The organism is Amycolatopsis sp. NPDC005232 (assembly GCF_040607795.1).
Taxonomy (GTDB): domain Bacteria; phylum Actinomycetota; class Actinomycetes; order Mycobacteriales; family Pseudonocardiaceae; genus Amycolatopsis.
Genome location: NZ_JBEXHL010000003.1, coordinates 239,377 through 263,273, shown reverse-complemented (window position 1 = coordinate 263,273; position 23,897 = coordinate 239,377). Strand labels below are relative to the sequence as shown.

Here is a 23,897-nt window from a genome sequence, read left to right as displayed (position 1 = left end):
GGCTCCACCATCGTTCGCCGCCGTCCTGGCCTCCGGCACCTGTGCCACCGCTCGCCGCGCAGGTGCAGCCGAACCCTTTGTGGCAAAGGAGTTCTGCGACGCATTCGCGTTGGATGTCGCGCCAGAGCGAGAAGTCTGCGGCGACGGCGGCAGGCAGGACGCTGCAGAGTGGGAAAATGCCCGCGGGCAGGAGGTGGGTCAGCCGCCTCCGCCGGCGACGCGGCTGCCGTCGCGGTGGTGCAGGAGGATGCTTGGGGGAGTGGCCGCCGCGGATGGTGAGGGTGCAGACGGCTCCCGTCAACGGTCGGAGGCCGTTGCCGCAGGCCCTGCGACGAGAGCGGGCCGCTATTCGCCGACACCGGCCTCAAACTGGGGATTTTCGGGCTCCGCTCGGCTGAGGCCGCCGGGTTCGAATCCGCCGCGGCCGCGCGCGAGAACTGAACGATCCGGGTGCGGATGTCCGCCAGCGTCATCCTCGGCGGATCAGACACCGACGCCGCCCGCATCCGCGACGACTACGAGACCCACCACCGCGACGACGACGCCATCCGCAACTGCCTCGACTGGACCATGGGCGGCGGCACCTGGAACGCACCCTGGCTTTGGATCGCCGGCAGCCACAGCCTCATCGGCGGCACCCGGTGTCCGAACTCGCGGGGCATGACCACGGCTCCGACGAGTCCACCGACCGGCGTGAGGATCCGTCGGGTCGGCTCGTCGACGGCGGCGAACAGCCGACATTCGCTGCGGTAGAAGGAACACCGCTGATCGAGGGCCGAGGTCGCACGGTGATCTGCGGTGCGGGTGGCCGACGATGTCACGAGGAACCGTCTCCTTTGGCTGGGGACGTATCGGTCTGTGCGGCGGTCTGCAGGTATGCGCGGCGGAGAGGTGCGGAGCGAGAGCCCGCGAGTTTCGCTGCGGGTCGAGAGGTTCGATCGCCGCTTCGGTGACGTTGGTCCTTCGCCGCGATGCCTTGTGGCCGGCGCGCCGAACGCGGTGCCGGCGGTTAGCTGAGGAGTCGGGCCAGTCGACACCTTCAGGAGAAGCCGTGACCAGCGAAGCCGATCCGGCACCCGGACCGCGGGCTGGTGCCTGGACGGGCGCCGAAGTGGAGGTACTCGGCCGCGCGGTGCTGCGCGCGCCGTCAGTGCACAAGACCCAGCCCTGGACGGTCGAGCCGGTCGGGCGAGCGGTCGTGCTGCGCGAGCGGACGGATGTCGCGTTGCCGCGGCACGATCCCGATCGGCGCGACCTGGTGATGTCGTGTGGGGCGGCACTGGCGAACCTCGAGCTGGCGGTGCGGGTGCTCGGCCGGCGGGCGGACGTCACGATCCTGCCCGACACGGCCCATCCGGAAGTGGTGGCGCGCATCGATGCGACAGTCCCGGCGCAGCCGTCCGACGCGGACCTGAAGCGGTTTTCCGCCACCACTACCCGGCGCAGTCAGCGGGCACGGTTCACCGGAACGCCCGTGGGGCGGAGGCTGGCCGAGCAGGTGGCGCGGGCCGCGGTGACGACCGGAGCCCAGGCGGTGCCGCTGCCCGACGCCGGTGAGCTGGCGGCGTTGTTCGACCACGCTGCGCGCGCGATCCGTGACGACGGCGCGTACCAACGTGAGATCGCCTTGTGGACGATTCGCGACGAAGCGAGCCATCGTCACGGAGCGGGGCTCGGCCGCACCGTGGTTCCGGGCGGGGAGTTCCCGTGGGCGGGGCTGGTCCGACGCACCACCGACCTACCGGAGCTGCCCGTCTTGCGATCCAGGCTGGCGGGCGAGACGTTCCTGCTCTTCCTGACCACCGATGACGGCCGCACCGATCACGTCCACGCGGGCTACGCGCTGGAGCAGTGCTGGCTCGAGGCGATCGCGCGCGGGCTGGCGGTGGCGGTGCTGACGCAGCCGCTGCACGTGCCGGAGGTGCGATCGGCGCTGTGCGAGGACCGCGGCTTGCCCGGTTTCCCGCAGGCGTTGATGCGGCTGGGCCGTACGTCGCGCATCGCGCCGCCGAGCGTCCGCAGGGGCCTGGGTGAAGTCCTGATCGGGCAGCGGGGGAGCGGGTCGTGATCGATCACATGGTCGTGGGTGTCGACGGCAGCGAACCGGCCGCGGTGGCTGCTCGCTGGGCTGCCCGGGAAGCCGCGTGGTGGCGCACGTCGCTGACTGTGCTCACCGTGAGTGGGGTCGACGGTCCGTCCGTCGGTGGCGCCGAGTGGCGCGCGGCCAAGGAGGCGCTCGCGCTGAAGGTGGCGCGGACGACGCGTGACGAGCTGGCGGCGGCCGAGCCCGGTGTGTCGATCACCACCGAGACGAGCGGCGTCGGCGTCGAGGCCGCTTTGCGGCAGGCCTCCCAGAGCGCGCTGTTGCTGGTGCTGGGCCCGCCCACCGGAACACTGTCCGGTTTGCTGGCGGGTTCACCTGATGCCGACCTCATCGCCCGCGCCGGCTGTCCGGTGGCGATCGTCCGCGGCAGTGGCGCCACGCGGGTCGACGGGCCGGTCATCGTCGGCGTGGACGGCAGCCCGACGAGCGACGCCGCGATCGGATGGGCGTTCGAGGAGGCGTCGCGGCGACACACCCGGCTGGTGGCCCTGCACGCGTGGCAGGACAGCTGCAGCGGCCGAGCGTTCGGGGAAAGCCGCGCGACCCCACTGATCGACGTCGGCGAAGCGGAAGAGCGCGCGCTCGCTCAGCGGCTGGCCGGTCGGCGCGAACGCTTTCCGGACGTCGACGTCGAGCTCGTCGTCGAGCGGGACCGGCCGAGCGACCGGCTGATCGAATACGGCAAGGACGCGGCCGTCGTGATCGTGGGCAGCCGCGGGCGAGGCGGCTTCACGGGCATGGTGCTCGGTTCCACCACCCACGCGTTGCTGCACCACGGCGACTGCCCCGTGCTGGTGGTCAGCAGGGAGCGGAACGGACAAACCTCGACAGGGGAGGAACGATGAACACGAGCACGACACCCGTCGCCGCGGTGATGACGCCCAGTCCGGTGTGCGCGAGGCTGGACACCCCGGTCAAGGAGATCGCGGACGTCCTGGTCCGCCGCGGGATCAGCGCGGTGGCCGTGGTCGATCGCCAAGGTGCGATCGCCGGTGTGGTGTCCGAACGGGACTTGCTGCCGCTGCTGCGTTCGGATCGCCGTCGCGGCTGGTGGCGCCGCAACGCGTGGCCGCCGCGAACGGCGCGGGACGTGATGACGAGCCCGGCGTTGACCGTGGCTGCCGGTGCGCCGGTTGCCGACGTCGCGGCGCGGCTGGCCGAATCGGGGCTGCGACGGCTCTTCGTTGTCGCCGCCGGGCGGCCGGTGGGCGTTGTCGCGCGGCGCGACCTCGTCGGGTTGATCTCGCGCTCGGACTCCGAGATCGCCCGCGAGGTGACGGTCCTGCTGAGAGAATCCCTGCGGATCGGGCCGGATCGTGCGCGGGTGATGGTCCACTCCGGTGTGGTGACGGTGGCGGGCCGGGTCGAGCAGCGCAGCGAGATCGCGTCCGTGACCAGTCGCATCGAAGCGGTGTCCGGGGTGGTCGAGGTGTGCAACGGCCTCGACTTCGTGTGGGACGACGTGACCCGATGACCGGAAAGCACCCCGCGGCGCGGCTGTCGCGCGCGGTTTACGAGAAGGAGCTCGCCCGGCTGCAGATCGAGCTGGTGAAGTTGCAGGAGTGGGTGCGCGCGGAGGGCGCGCGGCTCGTCGTGGTGTTCGAGGGCCGTGACGCGGCGGGGAAGGGCAGCACGATCAAGCGGCTGACCGAGCACCTCAATCCCCGGGTGGCGCGGGTCGAGGCATTGCCGAAGCCGACCGAGCGGGAGCGCACGCAGTGGTACTTCCAGCGGTACGTGGAATTGTTGCCCGCCGCCGGCGAGATCGTGCTGTTCGACCGCAGTTGGTACAACCGCGCGGGCGTGGAGCGGGTGCTGGGGTTCTGCACACCTGACGAGTACCACCGGTTCTTGCAGCAGTGCCCGATTTTCGAGCGTCTGCTCGTGGGCGACGGCATCCTGTTGCACAAGTACTGGTTCTCGGTGAGCCGTGACGAGCAGGAGCGCCGGTTCCGGGCGCGGATCGACGACCCGCTCCGGCGCTGGAAGCTGTCCACGACGGACCTGGAATCGGTGTCGCGGTGGGAGGATTACTCCCGGGCGAAGGACGACATGTTCGTGCACACCGACATCCCCGAAGCACCGTGGTACGTGGTCGACAGCGACCAGAAGCGCCACGGGCGGATCAACATGATCGCGCACCTGCTCGCCGGCGTCCCGTATCGCGAGATCCCGCGCGAAGCCGTGACCATTCCGCCGCGGCCGAGCGACGGCGGGTACGCGCGGACGGACCGGCGGTTGCAGCGCGAGGTCCCCGACTACGCGGCGACGCTGATGAAGCACTCCGCGCTTTCGTCCCGCCCGGAAGGGACTTCCTCCCCTGACCGTGCTCATCGCGGCTGAGCGACGGTGGAGTGAGTCACCGGTCTGAGGTGGCGGGAACGGAGACACGTCGTGACGGGAACGACAGCCCGCGCCGCGGTGGTGGTCGGTGTCGACGAATCGGAGGCGGCTTTGGCCGCCGCCCGGTGGGCGGCGGAAGAAGCGGTCCGCCGGGATAGCGTGCTCCAGCTGTTCCACGCCGGGCTGTTCGACACGGCCGACCTCAGCGGCCGCGAACGGTCGTGGGAAGAACCGCTGCTGCTGGAGGGCGCCCGCCGCTGGATCCAGTCGCGCAGGTCGCGCAGGAGGCCGCGCCGGGCGTGCGTATCGAGTACCTGGTCCGGCTCGGGCTCGCCGCCGACTTGCTCGTCGGGCTGTCGGACGAGGCAGCGCTGATCGTGCTGGGTTCGCACGGAATCGGCGGGCTGCGGGGAGCCTCGATCGGGTCGGTGGCGTTGCGAGTCGCCGCGAGCGCGCGCTGCCCCGCGGTGATCGTGCGCGGCCGCGAGAAGCCGGGCGGGCCGGTGGTTGCGGGTGTTGTCGGTGACGGTGACGGTCGCACGCTGCAGTTCGCGGTCGAGGCCGCCCGCGCCCGCCAGGTGCCGTTGATCTTGGTGCACGCGTGGCACGAGGGATTGCTCGATGATCCGGAACTGGTCAAAGCGGCCGCGGAGGGCGAAGAGCGAGCGCTCCGACGCCGGGGCGACGACCTTGCCCGGACCGGCCCCGGTGTCACGATCCTGGCTCGGGCAATCCGCGAAAGCTCGGCTGCGCGCGCGTTGCTGGGTTTCGAGGACGCCCAGTTGCTCGTGATCGGCAGTCGCGGCCGGGGGTCGGTGTCGGGCGGTCTGCTCGGCTCGACCGGGAACCGGTTGCTCGCTCACGCGATGTGCCCGGTCGCCGTCGTTCATTGAGACATCAGGAGGAGAGCCGTGCGCGCACGGGACATCATGACGCGGCCGGTGGTCGTGGTCGGGCCGGCGACGCCGGTGCGGGAGGCGATCGTGCTGCTCATGGAGCACGGCATCGCCGCGTTGCCCGTGGTCGACGAGGAAAACCGCGTCGTCGGTTCGTTCACCGAGGCCGACGCGCTGAGCGGGGTGCTGACCGGAGAGCCGGTCGCGCCGGGCCGGCTCGTGGAATCCGTGATGACCAGGCTGGTCGTCGTGGTCGAGCTTGACACCGATGTCAGCGACATCGCCGCCCGCATGCTCGTCGACCGGCTGCGCAGCATCCCGGTCGTCGACGCGGGCGGTCTGGCGGGGATTGTCAGCCGGCGAGACCTGCTGCGCCCGCTCGTGGGGCACGACGACGCCATCGCCGCGCAGGTCCGCGGCTTGTTCAAGGACTACACGGGGCACCGCGACCTGTGGTCTGTCTCCGTCACTGCAGGTCTGGTGACTGTCCGGGGCATCTTCGCCGACGAAGCCGAACGAGGGCTCGTCGCCGCTCTCGCGAAAACGGTCGAGGGCGTCACCGCGGTGGAACTTGCCGGCAAGAACTGAATTGCGCGGCCGCGATTCCCGGCGCCGAACCTGATCTCGAGGAGGAGTGATGCAGGCACGACCAGGCGACTGGCTCGTAGTGAAGGGAGTTCGAGTCGACCTGCCCGAACAGCGGGGCCGGATCTTCGCCGTCGGAGGGCCGGACGGCACCCCTCCGTTCAGTGTCCGTTGGCCGGCCGACGACCACGTGTCGACCGTGTTCCCCGGCCCGGACGCCATCGTCCTGACCGAAGCGGAGATCACCGCGCGTGACGAAGTGGACCGTGCGCGGTTCGAGCGGTTGCGGGCGCTGCGGCAGTCGGGCGGAGGTGCACACCGTGTCCCGGCGTGACGACCGCGTGGTGCTGGCCGGCGTGGACGGTTCGGCTTCGGCTCTGCACGCTGCGGTCTGGGCCGCCGAGGTGGCTGTGCGCCGGGGCGCGTTGCTGAGACTCGTGCAGGCGTACGTGGTTCCCTCGCCGGGAGTCTCGGGCATGGCTGTGACAGCCGTGCGCGAAGGCTTCCAGTCCCTCGCCGAGTCGGGGGTGGCCGAGGCAGAGGGGGCTGTGCTGGCGAAGTGGCCGTCGGTGCGGATCGAGCGGGCCGTCGTGGAGGGCGGTCGGGTGGGAGTCCTGCTGCGAGAGTGTGCGGACGCCGAAGTGGTGGTGCTGGGCTCGCGCGGGCTGGGCGGGTTCACCGGGCTTCTGATCGGCTCGACCGCGGTCTCACTCGCCGCCCACGCACCGTGCCCGGTCGTCGTGGTGCGCGGGCGTCGGCCGGACGACCCGCCGCCGGTGGCCGGCCCAGTGCTTGTCGGGCTCGACGGGTCTCCCGACAGCAACGACGCTCTGGGTTACGCGTGCGAAGAAGCCGCGGCTCGCGGCACCGCACTCGTGGCGGTGCACACCTGGAACGAGATCACGCCGGAGGGAAAGTTGCGGGCAGCGGGCACGCGCCCGGAGGACGTCGCCGCAACCGAACGACGGCGGGTCGACGAGCAGCTCGCGCCCTGGCGCGAAAAATTCCCCGACCTCCCGATCGACGTCGTGGTCGTCCGAGGACGGCCGGTCCGGACTCTTCTGGAGCTCGGAGCGGACGCGCAACTCGTCGTGGTGGGCAGCCGTGGCCGCGGCGGGTTCACCGGGATGTTGCTGGGCTCCACCAGCCAAGCGCTGCTCGTGCACTCCGCGTGCCCGGTCGCGGTCGTCCGCCCGGGCAGACGACCGTCATGAACCGTCGCAGCACGACGGCGCCCAGGGCGCTCGCCGTGCCGGAGACGGTGTTCGCGCCGTGCCCTCAGGGCGGCGTGCGGTCCGGTCCGCGGTGATTGGGATCCACGAACCCGTGCGGCGGGAAACGTCTCTTGTGGACAGTCGTGGCGGGAACCGGCACAGTACCGGCGGTGCGGGAAGCCGTGGTCCGGGGACTCGGATCGGCTCGCAGACGGTGACGTTGGTCCTTCGCGGTGGTGACTCCGGACCGGCGTCGCCGGCCTTGCCCGGTGGTTACTTTCGGTGCAGCGAACGGAAGGGGCGAACTCCATGCGTGCACGAGATCTGATGTCCGCGCCGGTGGTGACGGTGCACCCGTGGGCACCGGCGAAGGAGGCGGCCGCAGTGCTTTCCGAACATCGGTTCACCGCGCTGCCGGTGGTCGACGACGACGAACGCCTCATCGGCATCGTCACTGAAGCCGACCTGATCCGCGGGCGCATCCCGGCCGACGCGCGGTCGGCCCATCAGCGCCCGGAAATCCCCTCGGTGGCGGAGACGTCGGTCGAGCAGGTGATGACCACGCCGGTCACCGCGATGTCGTCGGGGACCGACGTCGCCGATCTCTGCCAGGCCCTCGTCGACGCCAAGATCCGCGCGATGCCGATCGTCGACGGCAGCCGCCTGGTCGGGATCGTCACGCGTGGTGACGTGGTCCGTGTGCTCGCCCGGGAAGACAGTGCGATCTCCGCCGACGTGCGGCATCGGCTGGAGATCTACGGCGGCACCGGTCGCTGGAAGGTCGAGGTCCACGAGGGGGTCGTGCGGATCGTCGACCGCTACGACGACGAGACCGATCGCCACGTCGCGAGCCTGCTTGCCCTGGCTGTGCCAGGCGTCGTCGGTGCCGAGACGGTTTCGTCGAGAGAGGACCCGTGGTCATGACAACGCACAACAGCAACACCGTGGTGGTCGGCGTCGACGGTTCGGCAGGCGCGGACGAGGCGGTCCGCTGGGCTGCGCGGCTCGCGTCCGGACGGGGGCTCGAGCTGGAACTCGTGAACTGCTTGCAGGGCGCTGCGCTCTACTACGGTGGCGGCCTGGCCGGAAGTGACGAGCTGTTCGAGCAATTTCGGCGGGAAGGTGATCGCCTCGTCACCGCGGCTCGCGAGCTGGCTCTGTCCGCGGACGCGTCGCTCACCGTGCGAACCGGCGTGCTCTTCGAGACTTCAACCAACGCCCTGCTCGACCTGTCGAGGCGCGTTCGGCTGATCGTGGTCGGCCGGACCGGCACCGGCGGCTTCGCCGGGATGCTGGTCGGCTCCACGGCCGCCACCGTGGCCAGCCATGCCGAGTGCCCGGTCGCGGTGGTCCGTGGGCGGCACGGCGATGGCCCGGTTCCGCTGGAGGGGCCGGTCGTGGTCGGCGTGGACTGCACCCCGAACAGCGAGGCCGCCATCGCGGCGGCCTTCGAGGAAGCGGGTTTCCGCGGTGTGCCGCTCGTGGCCGTGCACGCGTGGAACGACGTCACGTACGACTCCACGGACAGCACGGCCCGCCTGATGCCCCAGCCGGAATCGCTCGAGCCGACGGAGGAGCGGTTGCTGGCCCAGCGGCTGGCGGGCTGGCAGGAGAAGTTCCCCGAAGTGGCGGTCCGCCGGGCTCTGGTCCAGGACCGGCCGCGGCACGCGCTGCTCGCTGAGTCCGACCGGGCACAGCTGGTGGTGGTCGGCAGCCACGGCCGCGGCGGCTTCACGGGCATGCTTCTCGGCTCGACCGCCCAGGCGCTGATCCACCACTCGTCCTGCCCCGTGCTCGTGGTGCGGCCGGAGCCGAAGCGGTGACGGATCTCGAAGCCGCTGCCTCGACGCTTTCGCCGGTCGAGCCGGCCCAGGTCGACGCACAGTGGCGAGCGGCGAACTACCTGGCCGTGGGCCAGATCTGCCTCATGAGCAACACGCTGCTGCGTGAGCCGCTCGTGCCCGGGCAGGCGAAGCCGCGCCTGCCCGGGCACTCGGGACCTCGCCGGGGCTGACCTTCGTCTATGCCCACCTCGACCATGCGATCCTCACCCACGCCCTGGACGCGATGTTCGTGACCGGTTCGGCCGCTCTCGACGCGGTCGTGGCCGACCCGGCGGCGCTGCGACGAAGTCGCGGCCGGCGGCCCTGGCCGATGATCGTGCTGCGCTCACCCCAGGCTGAACCGGACCGGCCACTGTGGACGGAAAGCCGGGCGAGGGCACCAGGCGTGCCCACCGGGTGCCGCTCGCGCATGGGCGCGAGGATCCCGAGCACCTCAGTGCGCTGGAGACCTGGTTGCGGTCGTACCGGCCCAAAGAGCTGTTCGACGAACGAGGCTGCCCCACGGGTGCTCTCGGTGGCCGACGCCGGAGCGGACCTGCCGGTGGATATCGCGCCGAGCGGGCTGAGTAACCTGCGCGACCGCGCGGAGTCGGTAGGCGGCACGTTCACGTTCGATTCGTACCCTGGCCGCGGTGTGCGGGTTCAGTGGCTGCGCCGTTGCCTCGAGTCTGGAGTCTCGCAGCGGTCAGGCGGACGCGCCCGGGGCCAGACGGCGCACGGCCCCGGGCGTGACGACCACGACCGGGCAGCGCGAATAGCGCACGGAGTCGCGCGAAACGCTGCCGAGCAGCAGTTCCGGCGTGCGGCCGGCGCCGCGTGCGCCGACGACGAGGAGATCGGCGTCGGTGGACGCGGTGATCAGCTCCGTGGCCGGATCGCCCCGCGGCGTCGAGAGTGACGTCCGCGGCGGACGGGAACTCCGCGCGGATGCGCGCGATGTCGTCGTGCGGGGCGTACGCACCGGCGGGATGCCGACGGTGCGGCTGCAGCGCGAAAGACGTTCCCGGCAACAGGGTTTACGTCGGCCGCACCAGCACGGCGTGAACGGAGTCATCGGGCTGGGCGGCAACGCCGAGCACCCGGCGCGGCGCCGCATCGCTCTGAGGGGAGCCGCCACTGCCGATCGTCGCGGCCGGAAGCCGGGTTCGCCGGATTCATCGCACACGCCTTTCCTCGGGTTGCGGGTCGAGCGGCATCGAGGAGGTCGTGCGGGGGCCAGGGCATGAGGTCGCCGGTGCGAGCGAGGACGTCTGCCGTGGGCGCGGTGACTTTGGGCCGCATCGGCGGGACCGCACGACGGCGAGCATGGAGTTCGCCGGAGTGACCGTCTCCGGGTACAGGAGTGAAATATGCGGACCTCGGCACAGGCGGAGGCGCTCGCCGCTTCCGAGATCGTGGTGCTCGCACGGGCGATGAGTCGGGCTCCGTCGGTCCACAACACGCAACCCTGGCGCATGCGCGTCCGGAGCAGCGACATCGACCTGATCGAGCTAGCCTCCGTGGCGTTGCCGAACCACGATCCCGAGGGCCGCGACCGCATGGTGTCCTGCGGCGCGGCGCTCGCGCACCTGCAGGTGGCCGCGCGGGTGCTGTGCCGGGCGGCCACCACGTCGTACCCCGCAGATGGTGCGGTCGTGGCCACCATCCACGCCGAGCCGGGCTTGAGCCCCGACCACGCCGAGCTCGCGCGCTACCACGCCATCGGGCGCCGGCGCACCCACCGCCGCTGGTTCTCGGCCGAGCCTGTGTCCGAAGTGGACCAGGCGGCGGTGTCCGCGGCGGGCGGCGAGGCGTGCGTGCGCGCGGTGGTGCCACGGCATCTCGGCGAACTGGGAGCGATGCTCGGTTTCGCCACCCGGGTCTTCCGGGCGGACCCGGCCTACCAGCGTGAGCTGCGCGCGTGGACCGCGAGTACGAGCGGTGCCCACGCGTCGGGCGCCGAGGACGGCGTGCCCGAGGCGGCGCTCGGCCCCGAATCGCTGCCTGCCGCGGGGCTGGTGCGCCGCGAAACGCCGGTGCCGGACGACGCCAGGCTCACCGCGCGGCTCGAAGCAGAGCACCTCCTGGTCTTCTGCACCGAGGGGGACAACCGGCGCGAGCACCTCGCCGCCGGCGCCGGGTGCGCCCGGACGTGGCTGGAAGCGACCGCGCGCGGTCTCGCCGGGTCGGTCCTCACCCAGCCGCTGCACCTGTGCGGCTTCCGCGAGCTGCTCGCCGAGCGGTTGGAACTGCCCGGACTGCCACAGGTGATCTTCCGCTACGGACACCCGGTGGATCCCGTGCCACCTTCGCCTCGCCGCCTCCTCGCCGATCTGCTTCCGGACTGAACCGGGCCGGCTCGACCAGGAGACCATGATGACCACAGCGCTTTTCCCCCGTTCGTCGAGCAGGCCGGTCGCACGGGCCCGGCTCAAGTCCGCCGCGCGCGGTGAGGGGGGCGTGCTGGAGTTCCTCAACGCGTCAGGCCGATACCCGAAGGTGACCGCGCTGGTTCGCTGAGCGGAGGCCGAACAGTCGCTCGACGCCGAGTTCCGCGCTGAAGCCGCTCAGCGGACGGGCCGTGATCCGGACAGCCAGGACGGGGTGCCGGCGATCGCCTTCGGCCCGCCGCCGGACATCCCCGGCAGCAACGAGTCCTGCTGACCGCGACCGCGGAAGGCCTCGCCACGTCGTTCGTGTCGCAGCCGTTCGAGGCGCGGGGCACCCGGGCGCCGTTGCTCGACCTCTTCCGCGGCACCGGCCGGCCGCATACGTTGCCGCGTCTCGGTCACGGCTTGCCGGCGCGGACGACGGCGCGGTGTCCGGTGGCGGAGGTGACGACCGTGCGCGCCCCTGATGTGCCTGCTCGCTGACCACCTGGTGCGGACTCGGTGTCTTATGAAGACCGCTCCTCGGCGGGCAGGACGCGCAGCAGGTCCTGATACGTCACGATGCCCACCAGCGATCCGTTGTCGTCGACCACGGGCAGCGCGCGCACACCTGATTCGGTCATGCGGTGCGCGAGCGCGTTGGCGTCGAGGTCTGGGGTCGCGGTCGGGGCCGGGGTGCGCATGACCGCGGACACGGTGCGGTGGCGGCCGAGCAGGACGCCCGTGTCAGGGTCCCCGGTGGCCGAGTCGCCGGGGAAGCCGGCCTGGACGAGGTCCCGTTCGCTGATCAGGCCCACGAGCTTGGCCGAACGGGTGACCACGGGCAGGGTGGTGAAGCCCTGTCGCGTCATCAGGTGAGCGGCCTCGGCGAGCGAAGCGTCGAAAGTCACGCTGATCACGGGGGTCGTCATGATGTCACGCGTTCGCATGGCGTTCTCCGTTCCGGCGGCCGGGTGTGGGTGCCTCGTCCGACCTTGATGCCGGCGGCCCGGGCGGGCCAAGGGTCTTTGGTCCCCGGCCGGCCGCCGGGCGGGGCGCGCGCCGAGGACCGGTGACCCGGCGAATCGGGCAGAAGGCCTCTTCGGACCAGCCGGCGCGCGGCCCATGCTGAAGAGCGGACCGGTCCGTCGAAACGAAAGGCGCGAGACATGGTTCCGTCGGCGAACCGCTTGCCGCGGTGGTGGCACCTGCTCGTTCCCACTCGCGGCTCCGTCGCGCGGACTTCGGACCGGCTGCAGGCCGGTCTGGTGCTCGTGGTGATCCTCGTGGCCCTCGCCGCGGTCCCGTTCTCGGCGGCCGTCGGCTCGTCGGTCTACGCTTCGCAGAAGGCGGTCTCGGTGCGGGAACTCGCCGAGCGCGCGCCGGTGACGGCGATGCTCCTCGCGGATGGCCCGCCGATTTCCGTGAGTGGCCGCAGCGGCGCAGTCGGCAGCCCGATGCCGACCGACGCGACGTGGGACTCCGCCGACGGCGTCCGTCACGTCGGGAAAGTGGGAGCGAACGGAGGTTCCCACCGTGGCGATACCGTGCAGATCTGGGTGGATCACACCGGCGTCGTGGTCGAACCGCCGCTGAGCGCCGTCGCCGCCGTCGTGAACGCGACCGCGGCCGCGGCCGGGCTGTTGTTCGCGGTGTGCCTCGGACTGGCGCTGGTCTACGGGATCGCTGTCTTCGCACTGAACCGCTACCGCAGGGGGAAGTGGCAGCAGGAGTGGTTCGCCTTCGTGAGCAGGAAAGCGCGCTCGTGAGCTCGGGGCGACCGATCGACGACCCCGTGCCGACGCGGGTTCGAGGATCGTGGCCGGACTGTGCGTGGAACAGGAGGTAGTCATGCACACCAGGCAATGGCACGTCGAAGTGTTCCTCAGCGAGAACGAAGGGCGGACGAACGCCACGGCCCGGCTGGACACCGGGTCAGGTGCGACGCTCGACGCGGCAGGCACCGCGCGGCTCAACCCGGTTGACCGTGACGTCCCGGAGATCGGGGACGAGCTCGCCGCCGCCCGGGCCCTGAGCGCGCTCGCGCACCGGCTGCTGGACGTCGCCGCCGAGGACATCGAAGGCATCACCCACGAGCCTGCTCGGCTCGACAGGTGAGGAGGTGGCCGGGATGCACGCGATCGTCGTGTACGAGTCCATGTTCGGCGACACCGAAGAGGTCGCCCGAGCGGTGGCGGAGGGGCTGGATTCGGCGGAGGTCGTCCCCGTTGACCTCGCGCCACGCAATCTGATGGGGTGCGACCTGCTCGTGGTCGGCGCGCCGACGCACGTCCACGGCCTGAGCCGGCCGTCGACGCGCAAGGCGGCGGTGGAGCAGGCTCCCGGCGGGACTCGCACGCACGAGCCGGGGATGCGCGAGTGGCTGGGCGGGTTTCACGTCCTGCCTCCGGGAACGACCACGGCCGCGTTCGACACCAGGCTCCGCAAACCGGTATGGCTGACCGGCTCCGCCGCGAGGGCGGCCGGCAAGTTCTTGCGCCGCCTCGGCCATCCTCCGGTGGTTCCGGCGACGAGCTTCTTCGTCGAGGTGGTGGACGGCGAAACACGGCTGGTGGACGGAGAACGAGCACGAGCTCGGGAGTGGGGCGAGTCCCTTGCCCAGGCCCGGCGGACCGGGTCCGGCCGCGGCTGAGGTCCGGCGTCCCCGGGCGCTCCCGTCACCGGTCCGCAGGAGCACCGATGGGCGCTTCGGTCGGGCGGTGGAAGCACACTACGGCGATCACGCCGGCGAAACCGGCCGGAACCGCAAGGCGCCGCGCCTACGCGTACGCCGCCGAGCGGGAGCGGCGCGTGGGTCATCGCCCGAGTGTGCGGCTGTGCGCCTTGCCCGGAGCAGGGCCGCACCGCACCGGAGGGAGGGACCAAAGACTCCGGGCCCGCCGACGTACGGCCGCAGCGCCGCGATCACGGCCGCTTCCAACCTCGGGGGAAGGTCTCCGGCAGTGGGAAGGAGGAGCATCGTGGACGAGAAGGAACAGGCATTGATCGAGGAAGACGCGCGGCGCGAGGTCTCCGCGCGTGGCCGGCGCACTACTACGATCCGCCGGTACCTGCTGGTGGGTGAACGGCGCGCGATCGAGGAGAACGAGAAGGACGTGGTGCCCGAATCAGCACCCGAGTCCGGATGCTGACGGGCGACCCCGAGCCGGTTCCCGGAGTCGCGGCGGGACACGGCTCGAGCGGCCGTTCATTCCGGCCGGCTGTAGGCGGCCAGAGCCCGGTCCCGTGCCTCTCGGGAGATCGTCCGCACCAGCGTGGTGTGGGCCGCCCGGGCGAAGGGGCGGGCGATTCGCCAGTACCGGCGGAACTTCAGCCAGCTCTGCGGGTCCGTCATCTGCACTCGGGAGTCGACGGTCAGCAGGCTGTGATGGAGTCCGTAAGGCCGCACGCCGAACGTGATCACCAGCTTTCCGTATCCGGGTTCGGAAAAAGCCGCGAAGTCGTCCGGGTCGACCCGGCGCCAGGTGATGACCGGGCGCCAGAACTTCCCTGCGACGCCGACGGCGAACTCGGTGCCCGGGTGCTCGCCAAGAAGCGCCCAGTCGGAACCGCTGTCGAGGTCGTCGACCGTCAGGCGGGTGGGCTGCCGTGGCGGCCCATGCCGCCGGTCGCGCCAGCGAGCGGGCAGCTCGCGAAGCCGCTCCGCGATCGTCAGAAGACCACTGTGGATATCCGTCAGGTCGAGGTCGCGTGCCGCCGCGTACGTCTCTTTGACCGGTGCGTCGACGATCTCGTGGCGCACCAATGAGAAGTGGGGGTGCGGGGCGAACCGGTCGACGAGCAGATCGGGTGCCTGCGGGTGGGAATCCGTCATGGTGCCTCCTCTTCGGGCGGGTGTGGAGTTTCCAGGCTGGGCGCGCCCCAACGCGTGCGCTAGGAGCGGACGGTATGTGCGTGGCTGATTTCGTCATCGCCGGAAGTGACTTCGTGCCCTGCCGCGGGCTGTGGTGGGACGCGACGGTGAGGAGTGTCGATCGAAAGGGGGCTTGCCATGAGGATTCTCGTCGTGGTGGCGACCAGACACGGGGCCACGAGAGAAATCGCCGAGCAGATCGCCGCGACGGCCGCGGCTTCGCTCGAGGAAACCGGTGTCGCGGCGGAGACCGAGGTGCGCGATGCCGAGCACGTCACGTCGTTCGTGGGGTACGACGCGGTGGTGCTCGGCAGCGCGGTCTACTTCGGGCATTGGCTCGACAGCGCACGTCGCCTCGTGCACGAGCGCCAGGGGGAACTGCGCCGCGTCCCCGTGTGGCTGTTTTCCAGCGGGCCGGCGGGGGAGCAGGCGCACCCGGGCGAGGATCCGGTGGACGTCTCCGATGTGCTGGTCGCTTCGGGCGCCCGCGAGCACCGGCTTTTCGGTGGCCGGATCGAGCGCGCGAAGCTGCGCTTCCCCGAGCGGGCCGTGGTCGCCGCGTTACGAGTACCGGACGGCGACAACCGTGACTGGCCGATGATCCGGGCCTGGGCGCGGACCATCGCCGGCGAGCTGGCCACGGCGCCCGTGGAGCGACAGGGCCGGCGATGACAGGACGAGTCCCGAAGAGCCGCGGTCATGCCCGTTCGGGTTCGTGAAGCGACGTCTCGGCCCTGTCGCACCCGATCTTCGCGGCCTGTGTCGCTTGTGGAGGCAGTCCGTTCTCCGGGCGCGCCGCGTGGACGACGTCACGGCATCGGTTACCGGACGACGTTGCCGAACATCGCCCGAGCGGCGGCCGCGCCCGCCATCACGTTTTCGGAGGAGAATCATGACCGCGAACCCGTCCGTGAGGGCGCTGCCGGCCGACGGCGAGGTCGGCCTGATCCGCACGCTCGCTCCGGCCGAAGCCGCGCAGCTGCTCGAAGGCGACGTGCTGGCCGCGCCGATGACGAACCCGGACTGGTGCCCGCCATTCGCCGGTCGGCCGCGCTCGTGACCGACGGAGGCGGGATGACTTGCCACGCGGCGGTGGTCGCGCGCGAGCTGCGCGTGCCCTGCGTGGTCGGGACCGGTGACGCCACCCGCGTGCTCGCGGACCGGACTCTGGTGGCGGTCGATGGCACGAGGGGCGAGGTGCGCGCCGGCGCCGTCGTTTCCCGTCGGGAGAGGAGAACACCGTGACCACGGCAGACCAGGACGACATCGTCGTCGGCGTCGACGGCTCGGCGGGCAGCGCCGCGGCACTGCGCTGGGCCATGGCCGAGGCGAGGGCGAGCGGCCGCCGCGTCGTGGCAGTCAGAGCGTGGAGCTTCGACCCGACCGCCGATCTGGAGTCGGCGGCGACGCAGTCGCTGCCGGGCATGGAAATCCGGTATCGGCAGCAGCTGGAGCGGTCCGTCGCCGACGCACTCGCCGGCGCCGACCCGGTGCCGGTCCGCGCGGAACCGGTCGATGGTGCCCCCGGCCCGGTCCTCGTACGAGTCTCGCAGAACGCGGCGATGCTCGTCGTCGGGAGCCACGGCCACGGCCGCTTGCTGCGGCTGCTCGTCGGGTCCGTGTCCGCGTACTGCCTCAAGGAGTCCCGCTGCCCTGTTGTCGTCGTGCCGGTGCGCACGGCGGAGGAACGGGGACCGGTTCCGGAGGCGGACACGGTCGCGACCTACCAGCCCGGCCCGCTGTTGTGAGGAGCCGACGATGACCGGACAGCGCAAGGTGAGTGCCGTCATGACGACGGACGTCGTGAGCGTCCCGCTCGGTGCCCCGTTCAAGACGCCCGGACGAGGACATCCGCGAGGAGGTCTGCGACGAGGTGCTCGCGAAGGAGATGTGCATGGAGCCTCGGTCGCTGTACGTCGCGGTGCAGGACGGGATCGTGTCGCTCAGCGGTACGGTCGAGCGGTACGGCATGATTTCGCTTGTCGAGGCGCCCGTCCGCCGCGTTGACGGGGTCGTCGAAGTGCGCGGGCATCTCAAGTCCGAGCGCGACGATCGCGACATCCATCCGGACGAGCCAGTGGCCGGCGGCTGGTTCGGCAGGCGGTCGCCGTACCGCCCCTGACCCCCGCTGCTGACAACCATCGCCGCTGACGGCCATCGTCCTGATCGGACGGTGGCCGTCGTGCTTCGCGTGGTGATGCCGTGCGAAAGCGGGGCTCAATCCAAGAACAGCGCCGGCGTGAGAGCTTCGGTTATCACGGTCGGGGACCTCGTCGCCGGCACCTCCTCGCGGTGGACGGGTCAGCGCAGCCAGGCGCGGTCGCCGGTGAAGGCGGCCCAGCGGTGGCCGAACCCCCAGGTGTTGCCGGCGAGCGTCGTGGCGAGTGCGACGAGGACGAGTGCGTAGACGATGTGGTAGTCGAGGAACGGGTGGGTCGAGTGTGTCGCCTCACCGGCGACGGTGAACCGCGCCGGAGGCCATTCGGCGGCCCACATCAGCAGAAGCAGGACCGTGCCCGCGACGGCGGTGATCCGCAGCGTAATCCCGGCCAGCAACGCGATGCCGATGCCGAGCAGGCCGGCCACGAAGAGCCAGTCGGCCCACCACGCGCCGGCCCAGGCGTGGAACGTCGAGGCGAGCGGACCCACGTCGACGGAGCCCAGGAAGCCGCGGGTGGGGGAGCCGCCGCGGATCCACGCACCCGCGGCGGCAGTGGAGTAGCCGAGGCCGAACAGCTTGTCGGCGAAGGCCCACAGGAAGACGAGGCCCATGGCGATCCGCAGCAGGGCCAGAGCACGGCCGCCGCCGGCCCGGCGGTGGCGGGGCGGCGCGGGCCGCCGAGGCTCGTGAGGCGTGGGAACCTTTGTGTCGGAAGGCTTTTCGTGCTCGGGTTTGATGGACATGATCTCTCCGTTCGTCGATCACTCCGAGTGTCGTGCGCGACGGTGGATGACTCTGGAGCCGAAGGTCCTCTCCGCGGAGGTCCTTGGCAGCCGGCCCCATCCGAAGTACGCGAGCGGCCCGGCGAAGTTGACGGCGATCACCGCCGCCCACAACGCTTTCGGCCCGCGAACCTGATCCGCCGGCCGGTGCGCGAGGTCCCACCACGCCGTCGTGGCCAGCGTGGCCTGGACCACGGCCGCGCCGGCGACGACGCGGCGTTCGGCGGCGGAGAGATCGGCCCACTTGCGGCCGCGGGCGCGGTCAGCGCCGGGTGAGTTCACGGCCCACCAGCTCGGCGAGCTCGAGGGTGCGGCACGCGTAGCCCCATTCGTTGTCGTACCAGCCGAATACCTTGGCGGTGTGGATCACGTGGTGCGCTTCCGGATCGTAGGTGCCTTCGTCGACGCCGAGCACGATCGGCGCGTCCACGCCCTTGCCCGGCGCGGAGACGATCACTTTGCGGGCGACGGCGGCGAGGTGCTCTGCGACCGCCTCGTACGGTCATGGGAAGTCCCTTCACGACGGTGACCTGTTCCGCCCCGGGCGTCAGGGCCCGAGCGCCGTGCGGCGGCGCTCGTATTCCTCCTGATCGATTTCCCCACGCGCGAATCGCTCGCGCAGGATGCTCATGGCGCGGTCTTCGACCGATGTGGTCTTCGGAGTGCGCCGGATCAGCAGCGCGGCAACGATCGCGGCGGCGGCCAGCACCACGAGCAGCCCGACGATGACCAGCGCCGGAACGACCCAGCCGGCTGTCGATCCGTAATGCCAGTACGGCATTTTGTCCACCTCGCTCAGATCAGTGCTCCTAGTGGCCGGCGCCGAAGGGCGCTTCGGCCGTACCGAGAGGAATCAGCACGTCCCGCAGGTCGCGGCGGGGGGCAGCGGGCAGCGGGTCCGCGTTCACGGGCGCCCAGCCGAGGCGCACGACCATCTGCGGGATCGTGCCGGACGAGACCTTGTTCTCCACCGTGCGCCGGACGTCGGGCAGTTCGAGCGGCTCCGTCAGCGGGCAGGTGGCGAGCCCGAGTCGGGTCGCCGTCAGCAGGGCCGCACTGGTCGCTTCCCCCGCGCGCAGGCGGGACATCCGGTCGTCGGATGCCGTGCTCAGCACCAGGAGCACGGTCCCGTCGTCCTCGCCGGTGGCGCCGACCGGTTCGGCGAGCTCGGGGTCGGCGAACCGCCGGGTAGGCAGCGTCCCCGGCGTGACGTCAGGGACCGGCGTGTTTCTCGACGGGACGCCGTCGGGGGCTGCCCGCCGGCCGCTCCAGGCGGCGAGTTCGACCCGGTATGCGGGATCGGCTTGGTGGCGTCGGTTCGCTTCGCTGATCGCGGCGACCAGGTAGTGGCGCTCGGCGTTCTCGGCGACGCGCAGGACGACGCCCTCGTCGGCCACGGCCTCGGCGATCGACTCGAGGTACCCGCGCGGGACTTCCCACGCGCTGTGGCGGCGGCGGTCGGTACGGCGCCGCGGGATGGCCGCGGCGAGCGCGACCTCCGATGCGCTGGGCTCGCTCCGCCGGAACTCGACCGCGGCGAGGTGGTCGGGTTCGGCGGGATTGGGAAGCCGGTGCACGTCGGCCTGCCAGCCGAGCGCGGCGAAGCCGATTCGCAGGTGGTGCAAGGCGGCACCGCAGCCGATGAGAAGGTCGCGTCCGTCCGGGTCGGTTTGCGCGAGCTGCCGGGACGGATCGGCATACAGGTGCAGCGACCGGGCGCCCACCGCCCACCACCACGGCTGGGAGTTGTGCACCGATGGCGCGCGAATGGCCATCGCCACCGCGGCTTTGACGGTGAAGTCGTCGGGAAGTCCACGTTCCATGGCGGGCCTGCCTGGTCGAGTCGTGAAGTAGTCGGCTTGACCCTGCCACTCGCGTGCCGCCCCGCTGGAGAGTCCGAGTTCCCCAGGCGGAGGGACTTTCGCCGGTCCTCGGCGAGCACGGCGAACGTCCGGGCTCGGGATCGCTCGGCGGTGCCGCTCGTGTCGATGCCCACCGCGTCACTCGTCGGTTTCTGCGGCCATCCGCAGCGCGACACGCCGGACTGCTGGTCATCGAAGGCGGGCAGTGTTGATCACTTCGAGAATCCGCTGCCGATCGTTGGGCCCGAGGTACAGGTAGTGCCCGGCTTCGGGTAGGACGTCGACCTCGGCATGGGGGAGGAGTCTCCGGAGGTTCGCCGCGGCGGCGGCCGGATCGTGGACGACGCTGCGACCGCCGAACAGCGCCACCACCGGCACCTGGATCGCTCGCAGGTCTTCCTCCCTCGGGCAGGTCTGGAACGGGATCTGGGCGCGGTAGGCGCGGATCCCGGCGACGATGACTTGTGCGGCGGGCTGGTCGAAGATGTCCTGTCCCGCCGACCAGATCAGGAAGCGTCGCCAGGCGCTGTCGCGGTTCAATACCGCCGAGGTGAGGCCGCGCCACTGGACGGCGGGCGAGAATTTGGCGCTGACGGTGGTGGGGTCGAGGAGGGAGATCGCGGCGAGCCGGGCCGGGGCGTGGATGGCTTGGTTGACCGCGTGCCAGCCGCCGGTCGATCCTCCGACGAGGTGGACCTCGCGCAGTCCGAGCGCGGTCAGGACGTCGTCGAGGCCCCGGGCGCGATCGCCGATGCTCGTGAACGGCGCGGTCTGCACGCTGCGCCCGGCCTCGCCGAGCGTGTCGACGGCGTAGACCGGGCCGTGTTGCGCGAGTCCGGGGATCAGCGGTGCGTAGCAGGCGGAGGTGCCCATGAGGCTCGGCAGGAGCACGATCGGGTGTTCGCCGGCGCCGAAGCGGTAGACTCGGGTGGTGCCGTGGCGGCACGGGACGTCGTACACCTCGTCCGGTGGCGGATTTTGCCGCATCGCGCGCTCGTAGACGTCGAAGTAGCGCCGCTGCGCTTCGGGATTCTTGAACCTGCCGATGCCCTTCATGACGGGGACGCTATTTCGCGAGGCCCCGGCAGTCTTGGACGAAAGTAAGATGGCGGCATGACGGAGTGGTCGCTCGTCGTGCCACGCGGGGAGGTCACGAGAGCGCAGGGGCGGCACGTCTTCGGGGCTTCGCGCGTCCCGGGAGTCTTGACGTACGCGGCTCACGACTTCCCCGACGCGGACGCAATGCCGTGGCGGGTGACGCCGTTGGGTGCGATCACGGTGGTCCTCGACCTCGAGGCGCCGGTGCGGACGCTGCCGCCGTCGCCGGTCCTCGGGCTGCGCGACCGCCCCCTGCTCGTGTCGCAAGGCGGACGTGCGCGGGGGATCACGATCGCACTGACACCGTTCGCGGCGCACGCGTTGTTCGGGATGCCGCTGCGCCTGCTGGCCAACGCGAGCGTCAGCGCGACCGACCTGCTCGGCCGGGACGTGGGCCTGCTGACCGAACGGCTCGCCGCGACCTCCGGCTGGTCCGCGCGGTTCAACCTGCTCGACGACTTCCTCCGGCCCCGGGTGCTGGCCGGCCCGGCCCTACCCCGGTCGGTGCAGGCGGCGTGGCAGCGGCTGACGTCCGGCCCGGTCCGGGTCGACGAGGTGGCGTCCGAGATCGGCTGGACGCGGCAGCACCTGACGGCCCGGTTCCGCGAAGACATCGGCCTCTCGCCCAAGACTGTCGGGCGGATCGCCCGCCTGCACCTCGCGGTGTCCCTCCTCCCCTCGGCACGTTCATGGGCGGACCTCGCGATCCGCTGCGGTTACGCGGACCAGTCCCACCTCAACCGCGATTTCCGCAGCCTCACCGGCTGCACCCCCACCGAATACCTGACCGACAACGCGTAGCTCAATGTGATCGTTTTTTCGGTGCTGCATTCGGCCCCCGAAAGCAAGATCCACAGCACGTCGGCTGCTACGCGAAGACGTCCGCGCTCGCGGAACACGAGAGCGTTCACCGGGTCGGCATTCCTCCGTGCGGGCTGTTGATCACCAAGGGTAGGGATCCGTCAGCCAGGTAGGGGTGCCCGGGAAAGTAGTCGACGTGAAGATGGCCGCCGTCATCGGCAGTGGCTATGGCATGCACATTTTCGGCCAGGACGGCCCTGGAATCGGCATTGCCGCTGATCACGAGGACCTGCGTCGGGGCATCGAGGCGGATGCAGACGGCGGAGTCGGTTGTCGCCTTGACTTCGATCCCCGTCAGGGTGTGGCCGTTGGGTGAAGAAGCGGACGCGGCGCTGATGAACCCGGTCCCTTCGGCGATCGCGCTTGCCAAGCACGCCAGTTCTCTCGCGGTCGCGGTGATATCCACTTCTCCGAAAACGGGATCTGAGCTGAGTTCCACAGTTGACGCTCCTTCCTGGGCACGATATTCCTCTGGGCGAACACGTCGGCCACGCGGCCCTTCGCCTGTCCTCGGTGCTCAGCGGACGTCGAGTGACGAGGTGGCCAGCCTTGACCGGGTCCGCGCAATCATCGTCGGCCTGGCGTCCACCACGCCTACGGGTACTACCTCGCGTATAGCCGGCACGAGAACCGGCTCCGCGGCCGCAGCTCAGCCAGTCCGAGACTGATCGATCAAGGCCGCGCGAGGCATGCCTATGCTGTGCGCCATGACGATCGACCTGGGGTTCGACTGTTCCTGCTGCGGCCGGCACCATGACGAGCTCCCCTTGGGCTATGGCACATTCGCACCTGCCTACTGGCACGACGGCCTGGCCGGCAAACCCGACAGCATCCTCGGTGACGAGCAATGCGTGATCGATGGAAAGCACTTCTTCATCAGGGCTCGCCTGGTCCTGCCGACCCTGGATGCCGGCGACGACTTCGAATGGGGCGTGTGGGTGTCGCTCAGCGAGCCCAACTTCGCCCGCGTCACCGAACTGTGGGACAAGCCCGAGCGAGTGCAGGAGCCACCCTACTTCGGCTGGCTCGCCACCGAACTGCCCACTTACGAGCCTGCAACTCTGAACCTGAAAACCAACCTGCACAGCCAGCCCGTCGGCGTCCGGCCAACCGTGGAACTCGAGCCCACCGACCACCCACTGGCAGTCGAACAACGCACCGGCATCACCCGTGCCCGCGTGCGAACGATCGCCGAACTGCTCCTGCACCCCACCCAGTGATGACTCCGTGACGCGGGATCTCGGCACCACACCCGGCTACAGGTCAAGCACCACGCGCGGATAGCCGCCGACCACAACACAACGCGCCAGCGGAAACACGACCGCCAGGTCATAGAATCCACCGACTGAAAGGGTCAGAGCAACGTCCAGCCGGCCGGGTCATCCTCTGTCCATAGCTCATGACGTTCCAGAGCGAACCGATCACTGAAGCTGATGCGCCCATCCACCGCCAGCACCGTCTCGGCGCCGCCTGCCGCGTTGCGGCCAGGACCGATGCGATAGCCGGTGTCAATTCCTCGTGCCAGGGCCGCTCGTCCACCACGACCCGGCACTTCGCGTCGTGGTCGATTCGGGCGTATCGCCGGCCTGAGATGACCAGTCGCTGCGCCCGGGTCGACCATTGGAACAGCCTGCTCCGAACTGAGGGCGTTGCTCCACACGGACCAGCCCTGGCCGTTGGCCAGGAAGACCAGATCGGTCGCTTCCATGCTGCCCAGGTAGGCCGGCGCGAGGTCGACAGCGGCCGTCAGAACGTTCGGTGCGCCAGAGTGCTTGCCAAGTGAGCACCTCCGGCAACACCGGCAGTGCTCTTCAGCTCGGAGAGCACGATCGGCGGGGGTGCTACTCGTATAGGGAAAGACGGGGGATGGCCAGCGGGGAAGAACTGGAAACAAGCTGCCTGACGGGCAGTTGGCCGGAAAGAGG

Annotated in this window: 35 protein-coding genes and 2 pseudogenes; 25 read left to right on the top strand and 12 right to left on the bottom strand. The window is 70.7% G+C overall.

What is annotated here, in order from left to right:
- Nucleotides 1-456 precede the first annotated feature (456 nt).
- From ABZU76_RS08515 to ABZU76_RS08455, 13 genes and pseudogenes are all read left to right on the top strand, one after another.
- A complete protein-coding gene (locus ABZU76_RS08515; protein ID WP_354866456.1) occupies nucleotides 457-753 on the top strand; it encodes a hypothetical protein in 297 nt (98 codons plus the stop codon).
- Between the two features lie 298 nt (nucleotides 754-1,051).
- On the top strand, nucleotides 1,052-2,068 hold the full coding sequence (locus ABZU76_RS08510; protein WP_354866454.1) for a nitroreductase: 1,017 nt from the start codon (nucleotides 1,052-1,054) through the stop codon (nucleotides 2,066-2,068).
- Nucleotides 2,065-2,949, top strand: coding sequence for a universal stress protein (locus ABZU76_RS08505; protein WP_354866452.1), 885 nt, complete (start codon nucleotides 2,065-2,067; stop codon nucleotides 2,947-2,949). Before ABZU76_RS08510 ends, ABZU76_RS08505 begins: the two co-directional genes overlap by 4 nt.
- Nucleotides 2,946-3,578, top strand: coding sequence for a CBS domain-containing protein (locus tag ABZU76_RS08500; RefSeq protein WP_354866450.1), 633 nt, complete (start codon nucleotides 2,946-2,948; stop codon nucleotides 3,576-3,578). Before ABZU76_RS08505 ends, ABZU76_RS08500 begins: the two co-directional genes overlap by 4 nt.
- Nucleotides 3,575-4,447, top strand: coding sequence for a polyphosphate kinase 2 (ppk2, locus tag ABZU76_RS08495; protein WP_354866448.1), 873 nt, complete (start codon nucleotides 3,575-3,577; stop codon nucleotides 4,445-4,447). The genes ABZU76_RS08500 and ppk2 overlap by 4 nt, the downstream gene beginning before the upstream one ends.
- A 51-nt stretch (nucleotides 4,448-4,498) precedes the next feature.
- Complete coding sequence (locus ABZU76_RS08490) at nucleotides 4,499-4,822, top strand: universal stress protein (RefSeq protein WP_354866446.1); 324 nt, start codon at nucleotides 4,499-4,501, stop codon at nucleotides 4,820-4,822.
- The gene (locus ABZU76_RS08485) at nucleotides 4,747-5,340 is read left to right on the top strand and encodes a universal stress protein (RefSeq protein ID WP_354866444.1); all 594 of its coding nucleotides are present in this window, start codon (nucleotides 4,747-4,749) and stop codon (nucleotides 5,338-5,340) included. Before ABZU76_RS08490 ends, ABZU76_RS08485 begins: the two co-directional genes overlap by 76 nt.
- Nucleotides 5,341-5,358: 18 nt before the next feature.
- Complete coding sequence (locus ABZU76_RS08480) at nucleotides 5,359-5,931, top strand: CBS domain-containing protein (protein WP_354866442.1); 573 nt, start codon at nucleotides 5,359-5,361, stop codon at nucleotides 5,929-5,931.
- A gap of 49 nt (nucleotides 5,932-5,980) precedes the next feature.
- Nucleotides 5,981-6,262, top strand: a complete 282-nt coding sequence (locus ABZU76_RS08475; RefSeq protein WP_354866440.1) for a DUF1918 domain-containing protein — start codon at nucleotides 5,981-5,983, stop codon at nucleotides 6,260-6,262.
- Entirely contained in the window at nucleotides 6,249-7,142 is an 894-nt protein-coding gene (locus ABZU76_RS08470; protein WP_354866438.1) for a universal stress protein, read from the top strand. The genes ABZU76_RS08475 and ABZU76_RS08470 overlap by 14 nt, the downstream gene beginning before the upstream one ends.
- 309 nt (nucleotides 7,143-7,451) lie before the next feature.
- The gene (locus tag ABZU76_RS08465) at nucleotides 7,452-8,066 is read left to right on the top strand and encodes a CBS domain-containing protein (RefSeq protein ID WP_354866436.1); all 615 of its coding nucleotides are present in this window, start codon (nucleotides 7,452-7,454) and stop codon (nucleotides 8,064-8,066) included.
- A complete protein-coding gene (locus ABZU76_RS08460; protein WP_354866434.1) occupies nucleotides 8,063-8,965 on the top strand; it encodes a universal stress protein in 903 nt (300 codons plus the stop codon). Before ABZU76_RS08465 ends, ABZU76_RS08460 begins: the two co-directional genes overlap by 4 nt.
- Nucleotides 8,962-9,487, top strand: a pseudogene (locus ABZU76_RS08455) (hypothetical protein); the annotation flags it as partial. The gene ABZU76_RS08460 and the pseudogene ABZU76_RS08455, both read left to right, overlap by 4 nt.
- Before the next feature lie 184 nt (nucleotides 9,488-9,671).
- Here ABZU76_RS08455 and ABZU76_RS08450 read toward each other — a convergent pair.
- Nucleotides 9,672-9,947, bottom strand: coding sequence for a universal stress protein (locus ABZU76_RS08450; protein ID WP_354866432.1), 276 nt, complete (start codon nucleotides 9,945-9,947; stop codon nucleotides 9,672-9,674).
- Between the two features lie 388 nt (nucleotides 9,948-10,335).
- On the opposite strand from ABZU76_RS08450, the gene ABZU76_RS08445 reads away from it, so the two are divergent.
- Complete coding sequence (locus ABZU76_RS08445) at nucleotides 10,336-11,313, top strand: nitroreductase (protein ID WP_354866430.1); 978 nt, start codon at nucleotides 10,336-10,338, stop codon at nucleotides 11,311-11,313.
- A gap of 28 nt (nucleotides 11,314-11,341) precedes the next feature.
- Nucleotides 11,342-11,485 carry a hypothetical protein gene (locus ABZU76_RS08440; protein WP_354866428.1) on the top strand — a complete coding sequence of 48 codons (144 nt, stop codon included), beginning with the start codon at nucleotides 11,342-11,344 and terminating at the stop codon, nucleotides 11,483-11,485.
- Nucleotides 11,486-11,532: 47 nt separating this feature from the next.
- Here the strand turns inward: ABZU76_RS08440 and ABZU76_RS08435 are convergent, their stop codons facing one another.
- Entirely contained in the window at nucleotides 11,533-11,736 is a 204-nt protein-coding gene (locus tag ABZU76_RS08435) for a hypothetical protein (RefSeq protein WP_354866426.1), read from the bottom strand.
- 125 nt (nucleotides 11,737-11,861) lie between these two features.
- Nucleotides 11,862-12,284, bottom strand: a complete 423-nt coding sequence (locus ABZU76_RS08430) for a CBS domain-containing protein (RefSeq protein WP_354866424.1) — start codon at nucleotides 12,282-12,284, stop codon at nucleotides 11,862-11,864.
- A 219-nt stretch (nucleotides 12,285-12,503) separates the two neighbouring features.
- Here ABZU76_RS08430 and ABZU76_RS08425 point away from each other — a divergent pair, with 219 nt between their 5' ends.
- The 4 genes from ABZU76_RS08425 to ABZU76_RS08410 all read left to right on the top strand — a co-directional run bounded on the left by ABZU76_RS08425 (nucleotide 12,504) and on the right by ABZU76_RS08410 (nucleotide 14,486).
- Nucleotides 12,504-13,103, top strand: a complete 600-nt coding sequence (locus ABZU76_RS08425; RefSeq protein ID WP_354866422.1) for a hypothetical protein — start codon at nucleotides 12,504-12,506, stop codon at nucleotides 13,101-13,103.
- 82 nt (nucleotides 13,104-13,185) lie between these two features.
- Nucleotides 13,186-13,452, top strand: a complete 267-nt coding sequence (locus ABZU76_RS08420) for a dsRBD fold-containing protein (RefSeq protein ID WP_220247625.1) — start codon at nucleotides 13,186-13,188, stop codon at nucleotides 13,450-13,452.
- Nucleotides 13,453-13,465: 13 nt separating this feature from the next.
- Complete coding sequence (locus ABZU76_RS08415; RefSeq protein ID WP_354866419.1) at nucleotides 13,466-13,987, top strand: flavodoxin; 522 nt, start codon at nucleotides 13,466-13,468, stop codon at nucleotides 13,985-13,987.
- A 328-nt stretch (nucleotides 13,988-14,315) separates the two neighbouring features.
- Entirely contained in the window at nucleotides 14,316-14,486 is a 171-nt protein-coding gene (locus tag ABZU76_RS08410; protein ID WP_354866417.1) for a hypothetical protein, read from the top strand.
- Nucleotides 14,487-14,542: 56 nt separating this feature from the next.
- On the opposite strand, the gene ABZU76_RS08405 is transcribed toward ABZU76_RS08410, so the two are convergent.
- A complete protein-coding gene (locus tag ABZU76_RS08405) occupies nucleotides 14,543-15,169 on the bottom strand; it encodes a hypothetical protein (RefSeq protein ID WP_354866415.1) in 627 nt (208 codons plus the stop codon).
- A 177-nt stretch (nucleotides 15,170-15,346) separates the two neighbouring features.
- Here ABZU76_RS08405 and ABZU76_RS08400 point away from each other — a divergent pair, with 177 nt between their 5' ends.
- The 4 genes and pseudogenes from ABZU76_RS08400 to ABZU76_RS08385 all read left to right on the top strand — a co-directional run bounded on the left by ABZU76_RS08400 (nucleotide 15,347) and on the right by ABZU76_RS08385 (nucleotide 17,330).
- Entirely contained in the window at nucleotides 15,347-15,880 is a 534-nt protein-coding gene (locus ABZU76_RS08400) for a flavodoxin domain-containing protein (RefSeq protein WP_354866413.1), read from the top strand.
- Nucleotides 15,881-16,139: 259 nt separating this feature from the next.
- Nucleotides 16,140-16,417 (top strand): annotated as a pseudogene (locus ABZU76_RS08395) (PEP-utilizing enzyme); the annotation flags it as partial.
- A 32-nt stretch (nucleotides 16,418-16,449) separates the two neighbouring features.
- Nucleotides 16,450-16,956 (top strand): universal stress protein, encoded by a 507-nt coding sequence (locus ABZU76_RS08390; RefSeq protein WP_220239731.1) that lies wholly within the window; start codon nucleotides 16,450-16,452, stop codon nucleotides 16,954-16,956.
- 71 nt (nucleotides 16,957-17,027) lie between these two features.
- On the top strand, nucleotides 17,028-17,330 hold the full coding sequence (locus ABZU76_RS08385; RefSeq protein WP_354866411.1) for a BON domain-containing protein: 303 nt from the start codon (nucleotides 17,028-17,030) through the stop codon (nucleotides 17,328-17,330).
- A 179-nt stretch (nucleotides 17,331-17,509) separates the two neighbouring features.
- Here the strand turns inward: ABZU76_RS08385 and ABZU76_RS08380 are convergent, their stop codons facing one another.
- From ABZU76_RS08380 to ABZU76_RS08355, 6 genes are all read right to left on the bottom strand, one after another.
- Nucleotides 17,510-18,112 (bottom strand): hypothetical protein, encoded by a 603-nt coding sequence (locus ABZU76_RS08380; protein WP_354866409.1) that lies wholly within the window; start codon nucleotides 18,110-18,112, stop codon nucleotides 17,510-17,512.
- A gap of 18 nt (nucleotides 18,113-18,130) precedes the next feature.
- Nucleotides 18,131-18,433, bottom strand: a complete 303-nt coding sequence (locus tag ABZU76_RS08375; protein WP_354866407.1) for a PLD nuclease N-terminal domain-containing protein — start codon at nucleotides 18,431-18,433, stop codon at nucleotides 18,131-18,133.
- Nucleotides 18,414-18,608: a hypothetical protein gene (locus ABZU76_RS08370; protein WP_354866405.1), complete on the bottom strand. Its 195-nt coding sequence runs from the start codon at nucleotides 18,606-18,608 to the stop codon at nucleotides 18,414-18,416. Before ABZU76_RS08370 ends, ABZU76_RS08375 begins: the two co-directional genes overlap by 20 nt.
- Before the next feature lie 90 nt (nucleotides 18,609-18,698).
- Nucleotides 18,699-18,932, bottom strand: coding sequence for an SHOCT domain-containing protein (locus ABZU76_RS08365; RefSeq protein WP_354866403.1), 234 nt, complete (start codon nucleotides 18,930-18,932; stop codon nucleotides 18,699-18,701).
- Nucleotides 18,933-18,960: 28 nt separating this feature from the next.
- A complete protein-coding gene (locus tag ABZU76_RS08360; protein ID WP_354866401.1) occupies nucleotides 18,961-19,974 on the bottom strand; it encodes an NAD(P)H nitroreductase in 1,014 nt (337 codons plus the stop codon).
- A 228-nt stretch (nucleotides 19,975-20,202) separates the two neighbouring features.
- Entirely contained in the window at nucleotides 20,203-21,069 is an 867-nt protein-coding gene (locus ABZU76_RS08355) for an alpha/beta hydrolase (RefSeq protein WP_354866399.1), read from the bottom strand.
- Nucleotides 21,070-21,126: 57 nt separating this feature from the next.
- On the opposite strand from ABZU76_RS08355, the gene ABZU76_RS08350 reads away from it, so the two are divergent.
- On the top strand, nucleotides 21,127-21,912 hold the full coding sequence (locus tag ABZU76_RS08350) for an AraC family transcriptional regulator (protein ID WP_354866397.1): 786 nt from the start codon (nucleotides 21,127-21,129) through the stop codon (nucleotides 21,910-21,912).
- Nucleotides 21,913-22,018: 106 nt separating this feature from the next.
- Here the strand turns inward: ABZU76_RS08350 and ABZU76_RS08345 are convergent, their stop codons facing one another.
- Nucleotides 22,019-22,411: a hypothetical protein gene (locus tag ABZU76_RS08345; protein WP_354866395.1), complete on the bottom strand. Its 393-nt coding sequence runs from the start codon at nucleotides 22,409-22,411 to the stop codon at nucleotides 22,019-22,021.
- Nucleotides 22,412-22,679: 268 nt separating this feature from the next.
- Between ABZU76_RS08345 and ABZU76_RS08340 the strand changes: the two genes are divergently transcribed.
- Complete coding sequence (locus ABZU76_RS08340; protein ID WP_354866393.1) at nucleotides 22,680-23,192, top strand: DUF2199 domain-containing protein; 513 nt, start codon at nucleotides 22,680-22,682, stop codon at nucleotides 23,190-23,192.
- 134 nt (nucleotides 23,193-23,326) lie between these two features.
- Here the strand turns inward: ABZU76_RS08340 and ABZU76_RS08335 are convergent, their stop codons facing one another.
- A complete protein-coding gene (locus ABZU76_RS08335) occupies nucleotides 23,327-23,680 on the bottom strand; it encodes a hypothetical protein (protein ID WP_354866391.1) in 354 nt (117 codons plus the stop codon).
- Nucleotides 23,681-23,897 lie beyond the last annotated feature (217 nt).